This window comes from Empedobacter sp. ULE_I140 (assembly GCF_053482575.1).
The window spans coordinates 1,543,963-1,566,054 of sequence record NZ_JBQMTX010000001.1 but is presented as its reverse complement, the minus strand read 5'-3'; the positions used below and the strand labels follow the sequence as shown (position 1 = coordinate 1,566,054).

At 31.5% G+C, this 22,092-nt stretch carries 17 protein-coding genes; 8 read left to right on the top strand and 9 right to left on the bottom strand.

Translation table 11 applies throughout. The features are described 5' to 3' along the window. Positions 1-126: 126 nt before the first annotated feature. From aspS to ACTS9J_RS07425, 3 genes are all read right to left on the bottom strand, one after another. Complete coding sequence (gene aspS, locus ACTS9J_RS07435) at positions 127-1,884, bottom strand: aspartate--tRNA ligase (RefSeq protein ID WP_286495565.1); 1,758 nt, start codon at positions 1,882-1,884, stop codon at positions 127-129. 119 nt (positions 1,885-2,003) lie between these two features. Continuing rightward, positions 2,004-3,422, bottom strand: coding sequence for a hypothetical protein (locus ACTS9J_RS07430; protein WP_448353086.1), 1,419 nt, complete (start codon positions 3,420-3,422; stop codon positions 2,004-2,006). A 90-nt stretch (positions 3,423-3,512) separates the two neighbouring features. Then, positions 3,513-5,414, bottom strand: coding sequence for an amino acid permease (locus ACTS9J_RS07425; protein ID WP_448353085.1), 1,902 nt, complete (start codon positions 5,412-5,414; stop codon positions 3,513-3,515). Positions 5,415-5,554: 140 nt separating this feature from the next. Here ACTS9J_RS07425 and ACTS9J_RS07420 point away from each other — a divergent pair, with 140 nt between their 5' ends. Next, on the top strand, positions 5,555-6,580 hold the full coding sequence (locus ACTS9J_RS07420; RefSeq protein WP_448353084.1) for a M28 family peptidase: 1,026 nt from the start codon (positions 5,555-5,557) through the stop codon (positions 6,578-6,580). A 51-nt stretch (positions 6,581-6,631) separates the two neighbouring features. Here the strand turns inward: ACTS9J_RS07420 and ACTS9J_RS07415 are convergent, their stop codons facing one another. Genes ACTS9J_RS07415 through ACTS9J_RS07405 form a run of 3 tightly spaced genes read right to left on the bottom strand, consistent with a single transcriptional unit; the run spans position 6,632 to position 9,580 of the window. Beyond that, the gene (locus ACTS9J_RS07415; RefSeq protein ID WP_286495567.1) at positions 6,632-7,393 is read right to left on the bottom strand and encodes an ABC transporter permease; all 762 of its coding nucleotides are present in this window, start codon (positions 7,391-7,393) and stop codon (positions 6,632-6,634) included. 1 nt (position 7,394) lies between these two features. Then, positions 7,395-8,276: an ABC transporter ATP-binding protein gene (locus ACTS9J_RS07410; protein WP_286495568.1), complete on the bottom strand. Its 882-nt coding sequence runs from the start codon at positions 8,274-8,276 to the stop codon at positions 7,395-7,397. Then, a complete protein-coding gene (locus ACTS9J_RS07405; protein WP_291047075.1) occupies positions 8,276-9,580 on the bottom strand; it encodes an erythromycin esterase family protein in 1,305 nt (434 codons plus the stop codon). The genes ACTS9J_RS07410 and ACTS9J_RS07405 overlap by 1 nt, the downstream gene beginning before the upstream one ends. Positions 9,581-9,765: 185 nt before the next feature. Here ACTS9J_RS07405 and ACTS9J_RS07400 point away from each other — a divergent pair, with 185 nt between their 5' ends. The 4 genes from ACTS9J_RS07400 (at position 9,766) to ACTS9J_RS07385 (ending at position 16,791) form a co-directional block, all read left to right on the top strand. Then, positions 9,766-11,256, top strand: a complete 1,491-nt coding sequence (locus ACTS9J_RS07400; protein WP_219034212.1) for an aminoacyl-histidine dipeptidase — start codon at positions 9,766-9,768, stop codon at positions 11,254-11,256. Positions 11,257-11,518: 262 nt separating this feature from the next. Beyond that, the gene (locus ACTS9J_RS07395; protein WP_448353083.1) at positions 11,519-15,586 is read left to right on the top strand and encodes a glycoside hydrolase family 2 TIM barrel-domain containing protein; all 4,068 of its coding nucleotides are present in this window, start codon (positions 11,519-11,521) and stop codon (positions 15,584-15,586) included. Positions 15,587-15,683: 97 nt separating this feature from the next. After that, complete coding sequence (locus ACTS9J_RS07390; RefSeq protein ID WP_219034207.1) at positions 15,684-16,475, top strand: cobalamin-binding protein; 792 nt, start codon at positions 15,684-15,686, stop codon at positions 16,473-16,475. 4 nt (positions 16,476-16,479) lie between these two features. After that, positions 16,480-16,791, top strand: a complete 312-nt coding sequence (locus tag ACTS9J_RS07385) for a hypothetical protein (protein WP_219034206.1) — start codon at positions 16,480-16,482, stop codon at positions 16,789-16,791. 26 nt (positions 16,792-16,817) lie between these two features. On the opposite strand, the gene murB is transcribed toward ACTS9J_RS07385, so the two are convergent. Together murB and ACTS9J_RS07375 are read right to left on the bottom strand one after the other, a co-directional pair. Next, the gene (gene murB / locus ACTS9J_RS07380) at positions 16,818-17,837 is read right to left on the bottom strand and encodes a UDP-N-acetylmuramate dehydrogenase (RefSeq protein ID WP_448353082.1); all 1,020 of its coding nucleotides are present in this window, start codon (positions 17,835-17,837) and stop codon (positions 16,818-16,820) included. A gap of 13 nt (positions 17,838-17,850) precedes the next feature. Next, complete coding sequence (locus ACTS9J_RS07375; protein WP_221854791.1) at positions 17,851-19,053, bottom strand: pyridoxal phosphate-dependent aminotransferase; 1,203 nt, start codon at positions 19,051-19,053, stop codon at positions 17,851-17,853. A 100-nt stretch (positions 19,054-19,153) separates the two neighbouring features. Between ACTS9J_RS07375 and ACTS9J_RS07370 the strand changes: the two genes are divergently transcribed. From ACTS9J_RS07370 to ACTS9J_RS07360, 3 genes are all read left to right on the top strand, one after another. Next, a complete protein-coding gene (locus ACTS9J_RS07370; protein ID WP_125350224.1) occupies positions 19,154-19,513 on the top strand; it encodes a YtxH domain-containing protein in 360 nt (119 codons plus the stop codon). A 63-nt stretch (positions 19,514-19,576) separates the two neighbouring features. Beyond that, positions 19,577-19,927: a phage holin family protein gene (locus tag ACTS9J_RS07365; RefSeq protein WP_219034203.1), complete on the top strand. Its 351-nt coding sequence runs from the start codon at positions 19,577-19,579 to the stop codon at positions 19,925-19,927. Continuing rightward, a complete protein-coding gene (locus tag ACTS9J_RS07360; RefSeq protein ID WP_115000004.1) occupies positions 19,917-20,243 on the top strand; it encodes a hypothetical protein in 327 nt (108 codons plus the stop codon). Before ACTS9J_RS07365 ends, ACTS9J_RS07360 begins: the two co-directional genes overlap by 11 nt. A 66-nt stretch (positions 20,244-20,309) precedes the next feature. Here the strand turns inward: ACTS9J_RS07360 and ACTS9J_RS07355 are convergent, their stop codons facing one another. Then, positions 20,310-22,007 carry an AMP-binding protein gene (locus tag ACTS9J_RS07355; RefSeq protein WP_219034202.1) on the bottom strand — a complete coding sequence of 566 codons (1,698 nt, stop codon included), beginning with the start codon at positions 22,005-22,007 and terminating at the stop codon, positions 20,310-20,312. Between the last annotated feature and the right edge of the window lie 85 nt (positions 22,008-22,092).

The following is a 22,092-nucleotide window of genomic DNA, read 5'->3' as shown; positions in this document are numbered from 1 at the left end:
ACAATTGCAAAGATACAGCAAAGGTTTTGCTTCTACATTTAAAAATTGTCATGTAATTTAAAATTAATCAATAAAAAAAGACTACTTAAATAAGTAGTCTTTAATATTTATAGAAAATTTTTCTTTTTATTTTGCAACAAATGTTGACGCAATATTCAGTTCATCCATTTGTGTTTGATCAATTGGAGAAGGTGCATCAATCATGACATCGCGACCCGAATTATTTTTAGGGAATGCGATGTAATCACGAATTGTTTCTGAACCATCTAAAATCGATACAAAACGATCAAAACCGAATGCTAAACCTCCATGAGGTGGCGCACCATATTTGAAAGCGTTCATTAAGAAACCAAATTGCGCTTCTGCTTGATCTGGCGTAAATCCTAATAATTCGAACATTCTTGCTTGAACTTCTTTATCGAAAATACGAATAGAACCTCCACCGATTTCATTCCCATTTAAAACTAAATCATATGCATTTGCACGAACTTCACCTGGATTAGTCGCAATTAATTCCATATCCTCTGGTTTTGGAGAAGTAAATGGATGGTGCATCGCGTGATATCTTTCAGATTCTTCGTCCCATTCTAATAAAGGAAAATCTACAACCCATAATGGAGCAAAAACTTCTGGATTACGTAATCCTAAACGCTCTGCGATTTCCATACGTAAAGCCGATAATTGCGCACGAACTTTGTTTGTATTACCAGACATCACCAACATTAAATCTCCTGGTTTTGCGTTCATACGCTCTGCCCAAGCTGCTAAATCTTCTTGCGAATAAAATTTATCTACAGAAGATTTAAATGTTCCATCTTCATTATAACGCGCCCAAACAAGACCAGTTGCCCCAATTTGTGGACGTTGAACCCATTCGATTAATTTATCAATATCTTTACGTGTGTAAGCATTACAACCTTCCGCAGCAATACCAACAATTAATTCTTGTTCATCAAAGATTTTGAAATCTTTTCCTTTAGCTAAGTCTGTGATTTCACCGAATTCCATTCCAAAACGAATATCTGGTTTATCATTTCCATAACGACGCATTGCTTCTGCAAATGTCATACGTGGGAATTGTTCAAATTCTAATCCTTTGAAAGTATGTAATAAATGTTTTGCTAAACCTTCGAAAACATTCATGATATCTTCTTGTTCAACAAACGACATTTCACAGTCAATTTGTGTAAACTCTGGTTGACGGTCTGCACGTAAATCTTCGTCACGGAAACATTTTACAATTTGGAAATAGCGGTCTAAACCTCCTACCATTAATAATTGTTTGAATGTTTGTGGCGATTGTGGTAACGCATAAAATTCACCTGGATTCATACGAGATGGAACCACGAAATCACGCGCACCTTCTGGCGTAGATTTAATTAAAACTGGAGTTTCAACCTCTACAAATTCTTGTGCATCTAAATATTTACGAACTTCCTGCGCAACTTTAGAACGGAAGATTAATTTTTCTTTTACTGGATTACGACGAATATCTAAATAACGATATTTCATACGGATATCTTCTCCACCATCTGTATTATCTTCGATTGTAAATGGAGGCAATGCAGATTCATTCAAAATTGTAATGTTTTCTGCTAAGATTTCAATATCCCCTGTTGGAATGTTTGGATTTTTTGAAGCTCTTTCGATTACAGTTCCTGTAACTTGAATTACGAACTCGCGTCCTAAATGACGAGCAGTTTCAAATAATTCTTTCGAAGAACGTTCTTCATCTAAGATGATTTGTGTGATTCCATAGCGATCACGTAAATCGATCCACATCATAAAACCTTTGTCACGTAACGTTGATACCCAACCGCTTAACGTGACTTTTTCATTAATGTTGGCTTGTGTTAATTCACCACAAGTATGAGTTCTAAACATTTGTCGTCAAATTTATAGGACAAAGGTAAAGTTTTGCGTCGAAATAAAGAAGTTATCTAACTTATTTGAGAAAATAAATTTAATAAAAAAAGCGATTCAAAATTGAATCGCTTTTCATACTATTTACAAGTCGTTTTATATTTTTCAAAAAAGGTTTTGATTCCATCTACAGATTTTAAGTCAAAATCCGTCACATTTAAACTACATTTTATGTATTCGTTGAAATTTTTTTCCAATTTATCATCATTATTATTTCCTAAATAAAGCGCTTTTTCTTGATTAGGTATTTTTATATAAAGTTTATTATTAGACGGTTCTTCTAAAATAAGAAATCCGTTATCTTCATTTAAAATTTTATAGAAATATGAAAAATCAGTGCTTAAACTCATTACATTTCCAATTGAATTAAAAACATTACCAATCGTTTTCAAACCTATATAACAATCTCCTGAATCTGTACAGAATTTTGCTCCTGTGTTTGATTTATATCGTGTAGATTTTTCTTTCCCTTTCTCATTTACAGCTTTTACATAAACTGATTTACCGTAATTTTCAGGTAAAGATTCTATATTGCTTTTTTCAACTTTACTTGTTGCATTTTCAAAATTAATCGAAAGTTTACCAGCAACCTTATTTCCTTTTTCGTCAATAAGAAAACCTGGGACATCATATAAATTGGAAGAATTTGCTTTAGCTTCTGCAATTTTATTCTGATAATCAACCCTTTCCTCTGTTGAATTTTTTATTTGAAGTTGAGTATTTAAAGCAAAACCATTTTTTAAAGCAAATCCTACAATTTGGGTAAAAAATTTATTATTCTTTATATCTCTTGAACTTTTATCTTTTAATGGGTTTTCTAATTCTTTTAATTTTAATGAATAAACTTTATTTAAGTCACTAATTTCTAAAGAATTTCCTCCAAATTCACCTACTTTATAATTATTATTTTCAACTAAAGTATAATTATCTACAGAAAATCCAGAAGGAGAATACAATATTTGTCCAATTTTAATGTTATTTTGATATATAATTCCTTTATTGTCAAAATAAATCCCATTAGATTTCACTAATTCTGTTAATTCATCTAATAATTTATTATAATCTAAAATTTCATTATTATATTCCTCTTGTATATCTCTTTTATCAAGTTGCAAAATTTGTTGTACAATAGATTGATCTATTCCATTTGAAGTAATAATCTTATATTGTCCATTTGAAAAGGTTTTCACAATATCTTTTTCTAAATTAAATAAAGAGAAACCTTTCATATCTGTTTCAAAATCATTAGACTGATTTGATGTTAAATCAATCAATCTAAACCAAATTTTATTACCACCATATGGATATGGTTCAGCTTTATATTCAATAGATAAAATTGGTTTATTTTGTATATCTGACAACGTATAAACACGTTTTTTTCCTTCAACTAATACAACTTCTTTTTTATCAAATAGAACTTTTCCTTTTTTTATATCAATATCTTGCGCAGAAACATAAAAAGAACCTAAAATAAACAGGCTCAATAGAATTTTTTTCATAGGGTTAAATTTCTGCAAATATAACTGATAGAAACAAAAAGATCCGGTTATAAATGATTATAATCGGATCTTTTATTGTTTATTGTAAGTTTAAACATTTCTCAACTTACTATGTTTATAACCGTAAGTGAAATAAATTGTTAAACCAATTGCAATCCAAATCAAGAAAATCATCCAGTTTTTCAATCCTAATTGCGCCATCATATAAAAACAACACAACATACCAGCTAACGGAATAATAGAAGTTCTTTTGAAAAATGTTCTAACTACCATAAAAACATAAATCATTAAGAATAGAATCATTGGAATTTTGTGTTTGAAAACATCCCATCCTTTTTCCATCTTCTTATCTTCGTAAACTGGTAATTTGCTCAACGTAGATTTATATTGTTCTGGAGATAATTGTGCCAAATAATCATCCAAAAATTCAATTTCAGATCCTGTTAATTCATTAATTGTGGCATAAGAATCTTTTAATTCTTTTGGCGATAACGAACTTACAAAATGTTCAACTGGCATAGGTTGCGGTTTATTTGTAAAGAAATCAATCGAATCATCTTTAAATGTTGTTGCGCATAAAAATACAATCACGGCAGTTACAATTGGCATAATGTATTTTGCATTGATAAAAGGCGTTTTAAAATTTCCTCTTTTCGCATTTGGATCGGCATCCATACGAAGTACAGCAGCACAAACTAACACAAAAGCAAACAAAGTTCCGATAGAACAAGCATCAACAACCAATTCCAAATCTGTAAATAAAATAGGAACTCCAACTACAAATCCAGTAAAAATAGTTGCAAAAGAAGGCGTTTTAAATTTTGGGTGAATGGTAGAAAATTTCTTTGGCAATAAACCATCACGAGACATTGTCATCCAAATACGAGGTTGTCCAATTTGAAAAACAATAAATACACTCGCCATCGCTACTACAGCCGAAAAAGCAATAATTCCTGCCAACCATTTTAAATCTTGAATTTTATCAAAAACATACGCCAAAGGATCTCCAACATTCAATTCAGAATAATGCACCATTCCCGTAATCACCAAAGCAATAAGTACATATAAAACAGTACAAATAATAATTGAAGCAAAAATTCCGCGAGGTAAATCACGCTTCGGATCTTTACATTCTTCCGCAGTTGTACTAATCGCATCAAACCCAATATAAGCGTAAAAAACAGAAGAAACTCCAGCCAAAACACCTCCTATTCCATTCGGTGCAAAAGGATTCCAATTATCAGGATTCACATAAAAAGCACCAACCACAATTACCAAAAGCACTACTGCTAATTTTAACACAACCATTGCGTTACTTGCTTTTCTCGATTCATTAATTCCACGATAAACCAAAGCTGTAATCAAAAAAGTAATGATTAATGCAGGAATATCCACCACCAAATTAAATCCTAAATATGGAGCATCTTTGAAAGCTAAATATTTCGGAATCTCTTGTGCATAAGGCGAATTTGCAATTCCTTCTAATGTTTTACCTTTCGCTAATTCATTCGAAACAAACTCAAAACCTTCTCTCGCAGTGAAATAATCCATTGTCATCCATTCTGGCAGATGCAATCCCATTCCGGAGAGCAAGGTGGTAAAATAATCACTCCACGAAATCGCGAGAACAATATTTCCAATCGCATATTCCATAATCAATGCCCAACCAATTACCCAAGCAAATAATTCTCCAAATGCAACATAGCTATAGGTATACGCACTACCCGAAACAGGCACTAACGAAGCAAATTCTGCATAAGCAAAAGCTGTAAAACCACAGGCAATTGCCGTAAAAATAAAAAGGAAGATAACTGCTGGACCGCCCTCGAAACTTGCTCGACCAATGGTACTAAAAATACCAGCTCCAACAATTGCGGCGATACCAAAACCTGTTAAATCTCGAACACCTAAAGTTCTTTTCATTGTAGTCGTGTTCTTTGCAGATTCTGCTAAAATGGATTCGACAGATTTTTTTCTGAATAATTGTGACATAATTTATTTAAAAACGGGCAAATATAAAAAAGACAATCCCAAAATCGGATAGAATCCGTATAAATATTGGTTTTTTATTCAAATTTTCTTTTTTATTCTGCTTGGTTAGATTAATTTTAAATTTAATTCAAAAAATTAACATGAAACAATTTTTATTTGCAATTGCTTTAGCTGCTACTTTAGTAAGTTGTGATTCTACAAAACCAATTTCTCAGGAGAAATATCAAAAGAGTCTTGTAAAATATACAGACAAAATTTCTGAAGCTGAATTAAAAAAACAGCTTTACATCATTGCTGCGCCTGATATGGAAGGTAGAAATGCTGGAACTGAAGGCGAAATAAAAGCGGGAAACTATATCTCTAATTATTACAAAGAATTAGGAATTAATGGACCAAATAATAATTATTTCCAAATTATTCCTGCTGGAACTTTTAACCGAGTAAAAGGTCAAATGAGAAATGTGATGGGATTCATCAAAGGATCAGAAAAACCAGAAGAAATGGTGGTGATTTCGGCACATTATGATCACGAAGGAATAAAAGATGGAAAATTATATGCTGGTGCTGATGATGATGGTTCTGGAACTGTTGCTGTAATGGAAATTGGTCGTATTTTCCGCGAAGCTGAGAAGAAAGGAATTCGTCCAAAACGTTCGGTTTTATTGCTACATGTTTCTGGTGAAGAAAAAGGATTATTAGGTTCTAAATATTATTCAGAACATCCAATTTTTCCTCTTGCAAACACAGTTGCAAATGTTAACATTGATATGATTGGTCGAGTAGACTACGAACATAATGAACAAACAAGAGACTTTGTTTATGTAATTGGTTCTGAAATGTTGTCTTCTGATTTACACAAAGCTGTTTTAGCAGCAAATGATGGATTAGGAATTAATTTAGATATGCGTTACAATACGCCAGATGATCCAAATCGTTTTTATTACCGTTCTGACCACTATAATTTTGCGAAACATAACATTCCGTCTGTTTTCTTCTTTAATGGTGTGCACGATGATTACCACAAACCAGGCGATACACCAGACAAAATTGAATATGATTTATTGACGCGTCGTACAAAATTAGCTTTCAATACAATTTGGATTTTAGCAAACGTCGAAAATAGACCAGTTGTAGACAAAGAATCTCCTATGCCTTCTACAAGATAAATATAAAAAGTATACATTAAAAAATCCCTTGAATTCAAGGGATTTTTTGCTTTATAGATTTTTCTTTCTTATAAAGATAAAGTAACTCAACCCTAAAAAGAAAATATTGTATATAAGGTTGATATAATCTAATCTTTCTAAAGATGCTATTTGATTCATTAAGTTATCAAATGATTTTGGAGAACTTGAATAAGGAATGAAATCTGCAAACTTTTTACTACTAATCACAGAACAAAAAACAGTTACAAATAGAGAAAAACCTACTGGATAAATAAAACTTCTGAAGAATAAACTCAAAGCAAATTGTATCATAGATACAGCTAAACATCCAATCCATAATTTGAAAAAAGTGTAAAAAGCAATTTCTCTAAAATCAAAATTCTGAAAACCATAATTTGGTGAAATAAATTGTAATAAATATCCACTTAATAGAAAAAACACATAAGCCCCAACAACAGAAAAACTGACTATAATTAAAATAAATAAAGCTTTGGCTAAATAAATTTTAGCATGTGAAATGGGCAGTGTAAATAACAATTTATAATTGTTGTTCTTATATTCTACATCGCAACATGAATGCACAAACACAGCAATTAAAACTGGAAATAGCATATAGAAAAACATAAAAACATATCGTCCTAAAAAACCGTACCACGGATTCAAAGCAATAGGTTCCATTGGTACTTTATAAATTAAATAGAAAAAAACACCTAAAACGACTAAAGTTGGTAAAAATAATACACCAAAAATTTCTTTGTTTTTTGATAATTTATATAGTTCGGAAGCAAATGCTTTATAAAATGTATTTGTCATTTTAGTGTTGAATTAGGTTAATAAAAATTTGTTCAAGATTAGCTGTTTCAGACTGAACATCATAAATTTTAATGTTATGCTGAATTAATTGTTGTATTTTTTGATGAAAATCATCATCGTTTTCAATTTCAAAATGCATGACGTTATCTTCAATTATTACATTTTCAAAAAGTTGTTTTGCTTTCTCTGCATCATTTATTTTTATAGCAACTTTACGAACAACATTCCCAAGTAATTCTTCTTTTTTGCCTTCAAAAATCATCTTTCCTCCTTCTATAATTCCAATATGCGTAGCAACTCGTTCTAATTCACTTAAAATATGACTTGACAAAAAAATCGTTTTACCTGATGCATTCAACCTCAAAAACAATTCGCGCATTTCATAAATTCCTTGTGCATCCAATCCATTAAGAGGTTCATCTAAAATCAAAATTTCTGGATCATGAAAAATCGCTATTGCAATTCCCAAACGTTGTTTCATTCCCATCGATAAATCAGATGTTTTATAATGTTCCGCGTACAACAAACCAACCAAATCTAACACTTCACTAATTCGCTCCTCACCTTTTTGATAAATTACATCTAAGTATTTTAAATTTTCATAAACAGTCAATTTTGTGTAAAAACAAGGCGCTTCAATCAAATTACCTGTTAAAGCATGAATCTTAATAGGATGTTTTTTGATACTCAACTCATTCAAGAAAATAGTATCTTCATTCGAATTCAATAATCCTAAAAGCAATTTTATTGTTGTCGATTTTCCTGCTCCATTTCGCCCCAAATAGCCATAAATACTTCCTTTCGGAACATTAAGATTAACTTGATTTAATATTTGTTTTGACCCGAAACTAAAATTCAAATCTTTTATTTCTATACTTTTCATTATTTCTCTTCTTTTAGTGGTGTTGGTTCTTGATTAACATCGATGTAAAAAATTCCATCTACAAAGTCACTCCATTTTGCTTTTACATTCATTCCTTGATCTATAACTGAATAATACTCAGATTTTAGTGCAGATTGATTCGGAATTTGACTAAAATCTAAAAAGAAATAAGGCTGATTAAGTTGATGAAATGCATTCTCTACCGCATATTTATTAGGTGTATTAATTATTTGTTTCAGAGGATTATAAACGCCATACGAAGTAAAACCAATTGCATACGATTGGTTCTTGTATTTTTCTTTGATATATTGTCCCAATGGTTTAAAATTATTCGGATAATATTTTTTGTAAGCATGTACATTCGCCGACCAAATAATTACTTTCTGATTTGGATAAAGAGAATCCAATTGATAAATTAAATTCTCTACCATCAAAGAATCTCTAAAATTCATACTTTCCTTAGTTCCAGATTTATACATCAAATTTTTCTGAATATGGTTTTTAATATCTTTCAGATAACGTGAATAGATTTTAGTTTCTTCAGTTTTTGGAAGCCTTGATATTCGTAATGAAATCGATTGTAACTCTTTAAGGAGTTGAGTAATTTCATTTTTTTTATATGTAGCTTCAGTAAATTTTTTATATCTAAAAATTGTAAGATTATCAATATTTTGATTTAAAAAAGGGTAATCATATAAAGATATATTTTGATTCGCTAAAAACTCTCTTAATAATTTTATACGTCTTAAATACCCATTATTTAAAATTTCTGTCAGTAAATCACCAGAATATTGCATATCAAAACCACCTAATGTGATTGGATTATTTGTTTTCTTAGTTTGTAAATAATAGTTATTTAGAGGTTGAGTTTCTTTATTATCCCACCAAAAATTAAACATACCAAGTCCCGCAATCGAATCTTTTCCAACACCTAAAGTTCCTTTTTCCATTTCTTGGTTGGTTATCCACATATCATATTGTCCAGCTTCGTACAAGACAACATTGTAATCCAAATTTTCGTGCAAATACTTTATCAAGCGTGATTTGGCTTTAAAAGTTTGTCCATCTTGATGTATACCTTCACCCAAAAAAACAATACGATTATCTTTTAACATCATTTTCAAAAATTCTAAATCCTGATTATTTTGTTCAGTCATTTCAATCGAATTTATTGGATGTTTATATTGATTTGTTTCAGCGATTATCTTCTCTGAGTCATCATTGAAAGTTTTCTTGAAAACAAAAACATTCAACAATACTGCACTGAGTAAAGTCAAAATTGTAAATAGTGTTAATTTCTTCATGAATCATTAGTGTTATTTAAAAATAGTATTTTTCGTATTACATCACGTTTTTATTTTTTCATTTATAATAATATGATTCATAAAAAAATAAAAAGGTTGGTTGAGAATCAAAAAAATTTAAAACTTCTTTAATAAAACTATATTGTCGCAATTCCGTAACTTTGAGGAACAATAAAAAACAAACAATGAATAACGATATTCTTAATTTGGAACCAAAAGCAATCTGGAAAAACTTCTCAGCATTGAATTCAGTTCCAAGACCTTCTAAGAAAGAAGAAAAAGTACGTCAGTTCATCATCAAATTTGGTGAAGATTTAGGTTTACCTGTCGAAACGGACGAAGTAGGAAATGTTTTAATCAAAAAAGCTGCTTATCCAGGAATGGAAGACCGTAAAAAAGTGATCATGCAATCGCACTTGGATATGGTTTGTCAAAAAAATAACGATGTAACATTCGATTTTGAAACACAAGGAATTGAAATGTACATTGAAGATGATAAATTTGTTACAGCAAATGGAACAACTTTAGGTGCAGATAACGGAATTGGAGTTGCGACAATTATGTCTATTTTAGAATCGAAAGATATTCCTCATCCAGCTATTGAAGCATTTTTTACAATTGACGAAGAAACTGGAATGACTGGTGCTTTAGGTTTGAAAGCTGGATTCTTATCTGGGAAAATCTTGTTGAACTTAGATACCGAAGAAGATGATGAATTAGACATTGGTTGCGCTGGTGGTGTTGATGTAACGGCGACAAAAGCTTACACTACAGAAGCTACTAACGGAACTGCTTTTACCTTAACATTAAAAGGTTTGAACGGTGGACACTCTGGAATGCAAATTCACGAAGGTTTAGGAAATTCGAACAAATTAATTGCTCGTTTATTAAATGCTGCAACTGAATTTGGTTTACAAATCGCTCATATGGAAGGTGGAAGTTTACGTAACGCTATTCCTCGCGAGTCTTGGGCTAAAATTGTGATTCCTACAGATAAAGTTGACGCTTTCAAAGCTTCTTACGAAACTTTACGCGCTGAAATTATTGAAGAATATGAAACGAAAGAACCTAAAATGGTGATTACACTAGAACCAACTGATGCAACTGATGCAATGTCAGCACAAGATTCTAAAGTTTTTGTTCAAACAATTATGGCAGCTTTCAATGGTGTTTACAGAATGAGTCCAGATGTTGAAGGTTTAGTAGAAACATCTAACAATGTGGCTCGCGTAGAAGTTATTGACGGAAACGCTCGTGTTTTATGTTTAACGCGTTCTTCTATAGAATCAGGTAAAGAAGCATTAGCACAAACATTAAAAGCTGGTTTCGAATTAGGTGGTTTTGAGGTTAAATTCTCTGGTTCTTACCCAGGTTGGAAAGCAAATACTCATTCTGAAATTTTAGAATTGATGAAAGGAATTTATGTTTCAAAATTTGGAGAAGAACCAAAAGTTGTGGCTTGCCACGCAGGTTTAGAATGCGGAATTATTGGAACAAATTATCCAGGTTTGGATATGATTTCTTTTGGTCCAAACATCTCTGGTGCTCACTCTCCTGACGAAAAAGTAGAAATTGCTTCTGTACAAAAATTCTGGGATTATTTATTAGATATTTTAAAAGATATTCCAAACGATGGTCCAGTTAATTACAGCTGTGCAAATTCAAAAAATATATAATTTAAGCTGAAAACTTAATCTAAAGACCACTTTTGCAAGTGGTCTTTTTTTACAATAATACTTTTTAAACAATTCTTTTAATCAAATTAAAATTTTTCTATAATTCTATTTATTTCAGAAAAAAAATCATTAATCATTCATAAGATTAAAAAACAATTATTTACAATTTTATCACCTTATTTTTACTTCTTCAAATAAGCATAATCATTTAATAATCTAGACTATATTTGTTTAACACGTGATTAAAAATGCTTATTGAAAAATGAATCTTATAACAAAATACAGTAAAGTTATTGTTTCTGCACTTGTTGTTCAGACAACTTTTGCACAAATAAATCCGCCAATTGAAAATCCTTTTACTCATAATTTAGGGGGCTTCAATTACGGAACGAAAGATTCTCCAGACGGTAACGAATGGGAATCGCCAATGAATTTATCCTTCAACAAAGAATTACCTAAAAGCTATTTTTTCTCTTTTGAGAATCAAAATCAAGCTGTAAAACTTTTACCAGAAAATAGTCCATATTGGATGAATTTGAATGGTACTTGGAAATTTAATTGGGTAAAAAACCCAAACGAAAGACCGAAAAATTTTTACGAAAACAATTTTGATACCTCTTCTTGGGCTGATGTTCCTGTCCCGATGAGTTGGAATATTTTTGGAATTCAGAAAAATGGAGATTTAAAATATGGTGTTCCAATTTATGTCAATCAAAAAGTTATTTTTCAGCATGCTGTAAAAGTTGATGATTGGAAAGGCGGTGTAATGAGAGAGCCTAACAAAGATTGGACAACATATATTTATAGAAATGAAGTTGGTTCGTATAAACGTACATTCGATGTTCCTAAAAATTGGGATGGACGTGATATTTACATGAATTTTGATGGAGTAGATTCATTTTTCTACTTATGGATTAATGGAAAATATGTTGGTTTTTCTAAAAATTCTAGAAATTTAGCTTCATTTAACATTACACCTTATCTAAATAAAAAAGGTGAAAATTCTGTAGCAGTTGAAGTCTATAGGAATTCTGACGCTTCATTCTTAGAAGCACAAGATATGTTTAGATTGCCAGGAATTTTTCGTACAGTTTCATTAACATCAAAACCGAAAATCCAAGTTAGAGATTTGGTTGTAATTCCTGATGTAACGAATAACTATAAAGATGATGAACTAAATATTTCGGCTGATATTAGAAATTTATCAAATAAAGTCGCAAAAGGTTATAAAATTGCTTATACACTTTATCAAAATAAATTATACAGCGACGAAACTGAAAAAATTGCAACAACTGAATATATTATCAATTCTGATGCAGTTACAATCAATCCTAATTCTTCATCTATTTACAAACTAAAACTAAAACTAAAGAATGCAAATCTTTGGTCAGCAGAGCGTCCTTATCGTTATACGTTAGTTGGAGAATTAAAAGATGTAAAGAACAAAACAATCGAAACAGTTTCGACGAATGTAGGATTTAGAAAGGTTGAAATTAAAGATACAAAAGCTGAAGATGATGAGTTTGGTTTGGCTGGACGTTATTTCTATGTAAATGGAAAAACAGTAAAACTGAAAGGTGTTAACCGCCACGAAACAAATCCTGAAAAAGGAAAAGTTGTGACACGTCAACTGATGGAAGAAGAAATTAAGTTGATGAAACGTGCAAATATTAACCATGTTCGTAACTCACATTATCCAGATGATCCTTATTGGTATTATTTATGCGACAAATATGGGATTTATTTAGAGGACGAGGCCAATGTAGAAAGTCACCAATATTACTACGGTGAAGCTTCAATCTCTCATCCAAAAGAGTGGAGAGATGCGCACGTGGCACGTAATGTAGAGATGGTTCATGCAACAATCAATCATCCTTCTATCGTTATTTGGTCTTTAGGAAATGAGGCTGGTCCTGGAAATAATTTTGTTGAAGCCTACAATGCAATCAAAAAAATTGATACTTCTCGTCCTGTTCAATACGAGCGAAATAATGCAATTGTTGATATGGGATCTAATCAATACCCTTCTATCAATTGGGTTCGTGGTGCTGTACAAGGAAATTATAAGTTAAAATATCCTTTCCATATTTCTGAATATGCGCATGGAATGGGAAATGCAGCTGGAAATCTGATAGATTATTGGGAAGCAATGGAATCTACCAACTTCTTTATGGGAGGTGCTATTTGGGATTGGGTTGACCAAGCAATGTATTATTATGATAAAAAGACAGGCGAAAAATTCTTCGCTTACGGAGGTAATTTCGGGGATAAACCAAATGACGGAACGTTTGTAAACAATGGATTAGTTTTCGCTGATTTAAAGGAAAAACCTTCTTACTGGGAAGTTAAAAAAGTCTATCAAAATGTTGGTGTAAAACCTGCAAATATCTTGAATGGTGAAATCGAAATTTTTAATAAAAATTATTTCATTTCGTTAGAAGATTACACGCCAGAATGGGCTTTATACGAAGATGGAATCGAAATTGAAAGAAGTACAGCTTTTATTGAGCCTAAAAAAATCATTAGTCCTCGCGAAAAACAAATCGTTCGTTTACCAATTAATCAATCAAAATTAAAACCTACATCAGAGTATTTTGTAAAAATTCAATTCAAGCAAAATCATGATCAATTGTGGGCGAAGAAAGATTATGTTCAAATGGAAGAACAAATTTTTGTGAAAGCTGCAGAACAAATTCCGACAATTCAAGAAGTTCAAAAAACAAATCAAATTACCATAACAGATTCAGAAAAACTAAAAACAATTAGTGGAAATGGTTTCGCTGTAAAATTTGATAATCAAACTGGAACTATTTATAGTTTAAATTATAATAACCAAACGATTATTAAAGATGGTGACGGTCCAAAATTAGATGCTTATCGTGCACCAATGGATAATGACAACTGGGCGTATCAGCAATGGTTTCAAAAAGGTTTACATAATTTAAAACACAAAGTTTTATCATCAACTTCTTACACAAGAAAAGATGGCGCAATTGTATTATCGTATGTTGTAGAATCACAAGCGCCAAATAGCGCATCACTTTTAGGAGGTACTTCTGGAACATATAAGATCGAAGAACACAAAGACCAAGTATTTGGGGAAAATGATTTCAAATTTACTTCAAATCAAGTTTGGACGATTTATCCAGATGGTTCAATCGAATTATCGTCAAGTATTACTTCAAATGACGAATCGCTTGCTTTAGCGCGTTTAGGTTATGAATTGAAATTACCAGAAAATTTGAGCAATTACAACTATTACGGACGCGGTCCGATTAATAATTATGCAGATCGTAAAACCGCTCAGAATATTGAATTTCATAAAAGTACAGTGAAAGATCAGTTTGTACCGTGGCCAAATCCGCAAAGTATGAGTAATAATGAGGAAGTTAGATGGAGTTCTTTAACTGATACTTCTGGAAATGGGGTTGTTTTTGTAAGCAAAGATTTGATGTCAACTTCTGTTTTGCCTTGGAGCGAATTAGAATTAACGCAAACGCCTCATTTCTATCAATTACCAAAAAGTAATGGAACGTATATGCATTTAGATGCTGGTGTTACAGGGCTTGGAGGAAATAGTTGTGGGCAAGGACCACCATTAGAACAAGATCGTGTAAAACCAAACGCAACAACTTTTGGATTTATTATTCGTCCTGTTCAAAGCAATAATTATTCAACGCAAGCAAAAGTAAAAGGAGCAGGAGATTCTCCACTTCTTATTACACGAAACAAAATTGGGGAAGTTACAATTTTGAGCCAAAATCAACATGCAGATTTGTATTACAAAATCGGGAATGGAAAAGAAACGAAGTATACAGAACCTTTCAAATTGAGAGATGCGAATACAATTGTTACTTGGGATAAAAATAATCCGAACATTAAAGTTTCTTCAAAATTTACTAAAATAGAAACGATTCCGTTACAAGTTGTTTTTGCTTCAAGTCAAGAAACTGGAGAAGGAGATGCTGCAAATCTTGTAGATCGTAATCCAAGCTCTATTTGGCATACGATGTATTCTGTCACTGTTGCGCAATATCCTCATTGGGTTGATTTTGATGCAGGAGAATTCAAGATGATTAAAGGATTTACATATTTACCTCGTCAAGATGGAGCTAATGGAAATATAAAAGATTATAGAATTCAGATTAGTTTAGACGGAAAAAATTGGAGTAACCCTATCAAAGAAGGTTCTTTCGAGAAAAACACTAAACTGCAAACAATTTTGTTCGACAAACCAATTCGCGGAAGATATATCCGTTTCACAGCTTTAAGTTCTCAGAATGGACAAGATTACGCTGCTGGATCCGAATTTGGAGTTTTAGTTAACTAACATTTTTACTCATAGTTTTTTCAAAAGAAATTCATATCATACAAATGGTATGAATTTCTTATTTTTATACCTCACATCAATTTAACATCAAGCCAAAATGTCATCAAATCGATATCCTCAACGCATTGTTTGCTTAACCGAAGAAGGAACTGAAATTCTGTATAACATTAATGAACAACATCGTTTAGTAGGAATTAGTGGTTTTACCTATCGTCCGCCACAAGCAAGAAAAGAAAAACCTAAAGTTTCAACTTTTTTAGATGCTAAATTTGAAGATATCATCAATTTGAAACCAGATTTAGTTGTAGGATATTCGGATTTACAAGCAGATATTGCAGCAGGATTAATTAGAAGAGGAATCAATGTGTTTATCTTTAATCACCGAACAGTTGATGAAATTTTAAATATGATTGTGCAATTTACTTCATTGATTGGTTGCCAAGATAAAGGATTAAAATTAGTTGAATCTTATGAAAAGAAACTCGAAGAAGTAAAACAACAAGCTGCTCTCCTTCCCTATCATCCAACAGTTTTTTTTGAAGAATGGGACGAACCAATTATTTCGGGAAGCGCTTGGGTAAATGATTTGATAGAAATTGCTGGAGGAAAATTAGCTTTTCCAGAACTCAAAAATAAAGCTTTGGCTAAAGATCGTATTTTGTTGGCTGAACAAGTGATTGAACGTAACCCTGAAATTATTATTGGTTCTTGGTGTGGTAAAATGTTCAAACCAGAAAAAGTAAAACAACGTATTGGTTTCGAAAATGTAAAAGCAGTTCAACAAAATCATTTATACGAAATAAAATCTGAATTGATTTTACAACCTGGTCCTGCTGCTTTAACCGATGGTTTGGATAAAATTGTGGAGATTATTACAAATTATAAATAAATATATGGATCCGGATTTTTTAATTTTGTATACTAAAGTAATTTTAGTCCTTCACTTCGTATTCGATATTTTATTATTAATTATTTCTATTGTTGCTCACGGAAAAAAAATAAGTTTTAGTAATTATCTAATTTTCATAACAATTTCTATATTACTATTATCAATAATAAGATTATCTATAAAAGAATATCTTGGTGTTTCAATTTATGAACTAAATATAGTAACAAATATTCTCGAAAAACTTTTATACATAGCATTCGGAATTATATTAATAATTGGAATTTCTAAATTAAAAATCAATAAAGAAGAAGAATAAAAATCCCGCTGAAAGCGGGATTTAATTTATTGTATAATATTGACTTCTCTAACCAATGTTACGCCATATTTGGCTTTCACATCTTCTATAATTCGTTCAGACAAATCATATATTTCGCGTCCTGTTGCATTTCCATAATTCACCAAGACCAAAGCTTGTTTGTCGTGAACTCCCGCATCTCCAAAACGTTTTCCTTTCCAACCTGCGTGTTCTATTAACCAACCAGCAGCTAATTTTACACCTAAATCAGTTTTGAAATGAGAAATTTCTGGATGAAGTTTTTCAATCTCAGCAAATTCTTCATTCGAAATCACAGGGTTTTTAAAGAAACTTCCCGAATTCCCTATTTGCGAAGGATCTGGTAATTTACTTTGACGAATTTTGATCACAGCTGCACTAATTTCTTGAATCGTTGGATCAAAAATTTGCTCCTTTTCCAATTCAGATTTTATTGCACCATAATCAACATGAAGTTTATGATTTTTCTTTGTCAGTTTAAACGTAACTGCCACCAAGACATATTGACCTCTCAATTCATTTTTGAAAACAGATTCACGGTAACCAAAATGACATTCTTCATTTGTAAAATTACGCTCATCTCCCGTTTCTAAAACTAATGTCTGAACTTCTTCGATATAATCTTTTACTTCTACGCCATACGCACCAATATTTTGCATCGGTGCAGTACCAACATTTCCAGGAATCAACGAAAGATTTTCTAATCCTCCGAAATCATTTTGCAACGTCCATTCAACAAAATTGTGCCAATTCTCGCTTCCTTGCGCTTTTACATACACAAAATCATCATCTTCATTGATAATTTCGATTCCTTTCAAATTCAGTTTTAACACAATTCCAGGGAAATCGTCTACAAAAAGCATATTACTTCCTCCTCCTATAAATAAAATAGGTAAATCTTTTTGACGACGAAAAACCAAAACTTTTCGCAAATCTTGAATAGTTGCAACATCAGCAAAATATTTTGCTTTCGCTTCTATTCCAAATGTGTTATATAATTTTAATGAATAATTTTCGATGATTTCCATCTTCGTATTTTTCTTATGATCTAATTGTTCCTGGATATTGTTCTAAAGCTTCTTTCAAGATTTCGACAGAACGAACCAAATCTTCTTCTTTCAAAACATAAGCCAAACGAACTTCTTGAATTCCTGAATTTGGAGTTGAATAAAATCCTGCTCCTGGTGCCAACATTACTGTTTCTCCATTTGATGAGAAAGATTCTAATAACCAGATTGCAAATTTTTCTGCACTATCTACAGGTAATTGAATCATACAATAAAATGCTCCTTTTGGATTTGGACAAACAACACCTGGAATTTGTTGTAAACCTTCTACCAAAGTGTTGCGACGTTTTAAATATTCTGTACGACAATCTTCAAAATAAGTTCCTACGTTTCTGTGTGCTAATGTTGCAATGTACTGAGAAATTTCAACTGGACTTAAACGCGCTTGAGCATATAACATTGCTGCTTTTAAGAATTTCTCGTTACGTGTAATTAAAGCTCCAGAACGAGCTCCACATAAAGAAAAACGTTTCGATTCAGAATCAATTACAATTGCATTATCTTTCAATTCTGGGAAACTTAAAACAGATGTAAATTCTTCTTCTGTATATAAATATTCTGCATAAACTTCGTCCGCAATTAAATATATATCATGCTCTAAAACCAAATCTTTCAATTGATTTAATTCTTCTTTCGAATATACATAACCTGTTGGATTCCCTGGATTACAAATTAATATAGCACGTGTTTTATCTGTAATTTTTTTTGCAAACTCTTCTACTGCAGGTAATGCAAAATTATTTTCAATTGTAGATGGAACTGGAACAATATTTACATCGTTTTCACATGTAAATCCATTATAATTTGCATAAAAAGGTTCTGGAATAATAATTTCATCTCCTGGATTTGCAATAATTCCGAAAATAAATAATAAAGCTTCCGAACCTCCTAATGTTGCAATAAAATTTTCTGGCGTTAATTCAATTCCGCGATTTGTAAAATAATCTGCCAAAGCCTGACGATATTCCAACGTTCCTTCTGAGTGCGTATAAGAAATAATGTTTGAAGGAAAATTTTTCAATCCTTCTAAAACAGCTTTTGGCGACTCAATATCGGGCTGTCCAATATTTAAGTGATAAACTTTCGTTCCTCTTTTTTTCGCTGCATCTGCGTATGGCACCAACTTTCTGATTGGAGAAGCTGGCATATTTTGTGATTTTTCAGATAATATTAACATTTATTGTAATTTTTAAAATTTGATTTGAATTCTTTGGTATTGTTTTTGTAATTTTAAAGTGTAAATATAAAAAACGTTTAATCTCAAAAAAAACTTTATTATGAGTAAATTAAATAATGCAACTAAATTATTAGCAGGTTTAGCAATTGGAACAGCAATCGGAGCAGTAGTAGGTTTATTATATGCGCCAGAATCAGGGAAAGACACTCGCAAAAAATTAAAAAAAGAAGCTGACAAATACAAAAAAGAGTTAGACAAATACGCGAATGATTTTTCTGATAAAGCGAAAAAAACAAAAAAAGAATTAGAAGCTAAATTAGACGAAGTAAAATCAAAATTAGCAGAACAAAAAGACGAGTTTGTAGCAAAAGCGAAAGAAGCTGGAAAAGATTTAAAATCTAAAGCAAACCAAACAAAAGAAGATTTAAAAGACGAATTTCAAGAAAACGTAGGAGTTTAATTTCTTCGAAATACAACATTCCTTAAAATTTATAATTAACTTTGTCTGAAATAAATCAATTTTATGTTTAATGAACTAAAAGTTTATATTAATAATAGAATAACTTTAGCTAAATACGATCTCGTAGATTCGCTGAGTAATATGTTGGCGAGCGGTATTTATGTATTAATTATTGCCGTATTTTCTTTGTTTCTATTATTATTAGGAAGTTTAGCATTAGGATTTATTTTGGGAGGTTATTTTAATGATACAGGATTAGGTTTTCTTGCTGTAACTGGAATTTATTTCTTAATGATGGTTTTTTCTATTCTATTTAGAAAGAAATTAAAACTTTTCTTGACAAATATTGCCGTAGAAAACGCGATGGAAGCTATGTCTAACCAGGAAGATGACGAAGACGACGATGAAGAATAAAGAACAAATGTCTGCGATAAAAAATTTAGACGATTTGCGAATGGCAAAACGTAAACTAAAATTACAAATGAAAGTTGCTGAAAATAAACATGAAAATTCATTTGTAAATAAAGCAGTTAATCTTGTAACAAACTTAAAATCCGATACAAGTTTTACTTCTTCTAAAGTTGAAAGTGCATTAAATTGGGCTGGAGATAAAGCTTCAAAAAAATATCCAATGAAGGGAATTACAAAAATTTTAATTTCTGGATTGATTATGATAGCGGTTCCAATTATTACGAATAAAATTCAGGAATATATAGAAGAAAAATTATAAAATTATTTGATATTAAAAAACCACTTCGTTTGAAGTGGTTTTTTTGTGTGTTAATTTTAAGCTCGACTAATATTTTTCGTGAAAATATTCGTTTGGTATAATCGTTTTATTCTTTTTATCAACAGCTTCTTGGTTACGCAATTCCACTCGACGTATTTTTCCTGAAATTGTTTTTGGTAAACTCTCCACAAACTGCACAATACGTGGAATTTTGTAACGTGCTAAATGCTCTTCTGTATATCTAAAAATATCTTTTGCTAATTCTTCCGAAGCTTCATTTCCAGGTGCTAAAATAACAAAAGCTTTTACAGCATTACTTCTCAAATCATGCGGACTTGCCACAACAGCAGCTTCCATAATGGCATCATGCTCTAACAAAGCACTTTCTACTTCAAATGGTCCTACACGGAAATCAGACGCTTTTATCACATCATCATCACGCCCAACAAACCAAACATAACCATCTTCGTCTTTATAAGCTTTGTCTCCTGTATAATATAATCCATGCTTGAAAACTTTCGCCATTTTATCTTTCTGAATCAAATAAGTTTTGAAAATTCCATTGATGGTTTCTTCATTATGCACAACACAAATATTTCCTTCTTCGCAATCTTGTACAATATTTCCATCATCATCAGCAATCACAATATCGTATAAAAACGCAGGTTTTCCCATCGATCCATATTTAATCTTCTCATTTGGCAAATTCGCAATCATCGCAGTTGATTCTGATTGTCCATAACCATCACGAATCGTAATTCCTGTACCTTCTTTCCAGACATCTATAATTTCTGGATTAAGCGGTTCACCAGCTGCAACACATTGACGAAGTTTGAAATCATAACTTTTCAAATCTTCTAAAATCAATACACGCAGAGCTGTTGGTGGTGCGCAAAAAGTTGTTACACCCAAATCTTGAATGGTTTGTAATTGTTCTTTCGGAACAAATTTATCTGAATGATAACCCAAAATTGTCGCACCCATATTCCATGGAGCAAAAAAACTACTCCAAAAGAATTTCGCCCAACCTGGTTGAGAAATATTATAATGTAAATCACCTTTTTTCATTCCAACCCAAGAAGAAGTCGTGAAACCTCCAAGCGGATAAGTGTAATGCGTATGCACCACAACTTTCGGCATTCCTGTCGTTCCTGAAGTAAAAAAGTAGAATAAATCATCGTCTGGTTTTGTATCTGCAGCCTCAGCTTGAATAGATTCTTTCCATAACTCATTGATATTTATCCAACCTTCTCGCTCGCCTTCTGTGATTAATTTTACCTTAATCTTTTTATCAAATTTTGCTTCTGCTTCATCTATTTTCGATGCATTTGCTTGATCTGCTAAAGCAACTTCTGGAAAAGAAGACTCGAATCTAAACGTTAAATCCCTTGCTTCTAAAGTTGTTGCGGCTGGAATAATAATTAATCCACCTTTGATAGAAGCCAAATAACCAATCCAAGTAATCGGTAATAATGGAACTTGAGAAAACATTTTGTCTCCTTGTACAATTCCTTTGTTTCTTAAATAGTTTAAAAATTGATTGTATTTATCAGCTAAATTCTGAAAAGTATAATCTTCTCGTTCTTCATTATACTTCCAAATTAAACCTTTTTGAGTTCCTAATTGAGCAACATTATAAGGCTCAAAAATATCCTTCACCCAATTGAATTTCTCTGGTTTGAAAATTTTAATCTGTTTTAATTGCGTATAATTCTCTTCTTCGATGGATAATCGAATAGAGCTAAACAATTCTTGTACTGTCATTTATTTGTGGTTTTGAATAAATATAGAAAAATTATTTATTCAAACAGAAGTTTTATGAATAAAAAAGGATGATTTTATAAAATCA

What these genes read in the sequence shown, in the direction of transcription:
- aspS (WP_286495565.1), bottom strand. Translation starts at nt 1,884, where the DNA reads ATGTTTAGAACTCATACTTGTGGTGAATTAACACAAGCCAACATTAAT.
- ACTS9J_RS07430 (WP_448353086.1), bottom strand. Translation starts at nt 3,422, where the DNA reads ATGAAAAAAATTCTATTGAGCCTGTTTATTTTAGGTTCTTTTTATGTT.
- ACTS9J_RS07425 (WP_448353085.1), bottom strand. Translation starts at nt 5,414, where the DNA reads ATGTCACAATTATTCAGAAAAAAATCTGTCGAATCCATTTTAGCAGAA.
- ACTS9J_RS07420 (WP_448353084.1), top strand. Translation starts at nt 5,555, where the DNA reads ATGAAACAATTTTTATTTGCAATTGCTTTAGCTGCTACTTTAGTAAGT.
- ACTS9J_RS07415 (WP_286495567.1), bottom strand. Translation starts at nt 7,393, where the DNA reads ATGACAAATACATTTTATAAAGCATTTGCTTCCGAACTATATAAATTA.
- ACTS9J_RS07410 (WP_286495568.1), bottom strand. Translation starts at nt 8,276, where the DNA reads ATGAAAAGTATAGAAATAAAAGATTTGAATTTTAGTTTCGGGTCAAAA.
- ACTS9J_RS07405 (WP_291047075.1), bottom strand. Translation starts at nt 9,580, where the DNA reads ATGAAGAAATTAACACTATTTACAATTTTGACTTTACTCAGTGCAGTA.
- ACTS9J_RS07400 (WP_219034212.1), top strand. Translation starts at nt 9,766, where the DNA reads ATGAATAACGATATTCTTAATTTGGAACCAAAAGCAATCTGGAAAAAC.
- ACTS9J_RS07395 (WP_448353083.1), top strand. Translation starts at nt 11,519, where the DNA reads ATGAATCTTATAACAAAATACAGTAAAGTTATTGTTTCTGCACTTGTT.
- ACTS9J_RS07390 (WP_219034207.1), top strand. Translation starts at nt 15,684, where the DNA reads ATGTCATCAAATCGATATCCTCAACGCATTGTTTGCTTAACCGAAGAA.
- ACTS9J_RS07385 (WP_219034206.1), top strand. Translation starts at nt 16,480, where the DNA reads ATGGATCCGGATTTTTTAATTTTGTATACTAAAGTAATTTTAGTCCTT.
- murB (WP_448353082.1), bottom strand. Translation starts at nt 17,837, where the DNA reads ATGGAAATCATCGAAAATTATTCATTAAAATTATATAACACATTTGGA.
- ACTS9J_RS07375 (WP_221854791.1), bottom strand. Translation starts at nt 19,053, where the DNA reads ATGTTAATATTATCTGAAAAATCACAAAATATGCCAGCTTCTCCAATC.
- ACTS9J_RS07370 (WP_125350224.1), top strand. Translation starts at nt 19,154, where the DNA reads ATGAGTAAATTAAATAATGCAACTAAATTATTAGCAGGTTTAGCAATT.
- ACTS9J_RS07365 (WP_219034203.1), top strand. Translation starts at nt 19,577, where the DNA reads ATGTTTAATGAACTAAAAGTTTATATTAATAATAGAATAACTTTAGCT.
- ACTS9J_RS07360 (WP_115000004.1), top strand. Translation starts at nt 19,917, where the DNA reads ATGAAGAATAAAGAACAAATGTCTGCGATAAAAAATTTAGACGATTTG.
- ACTS9J_RS07355 (WP_219034202.1), bottom strand. Translation starts at nt 22,007, where the DNA reads ATGACAGTACAAGAATTGTTTAGCTCTATTCGATTATCCATCGAAGAA.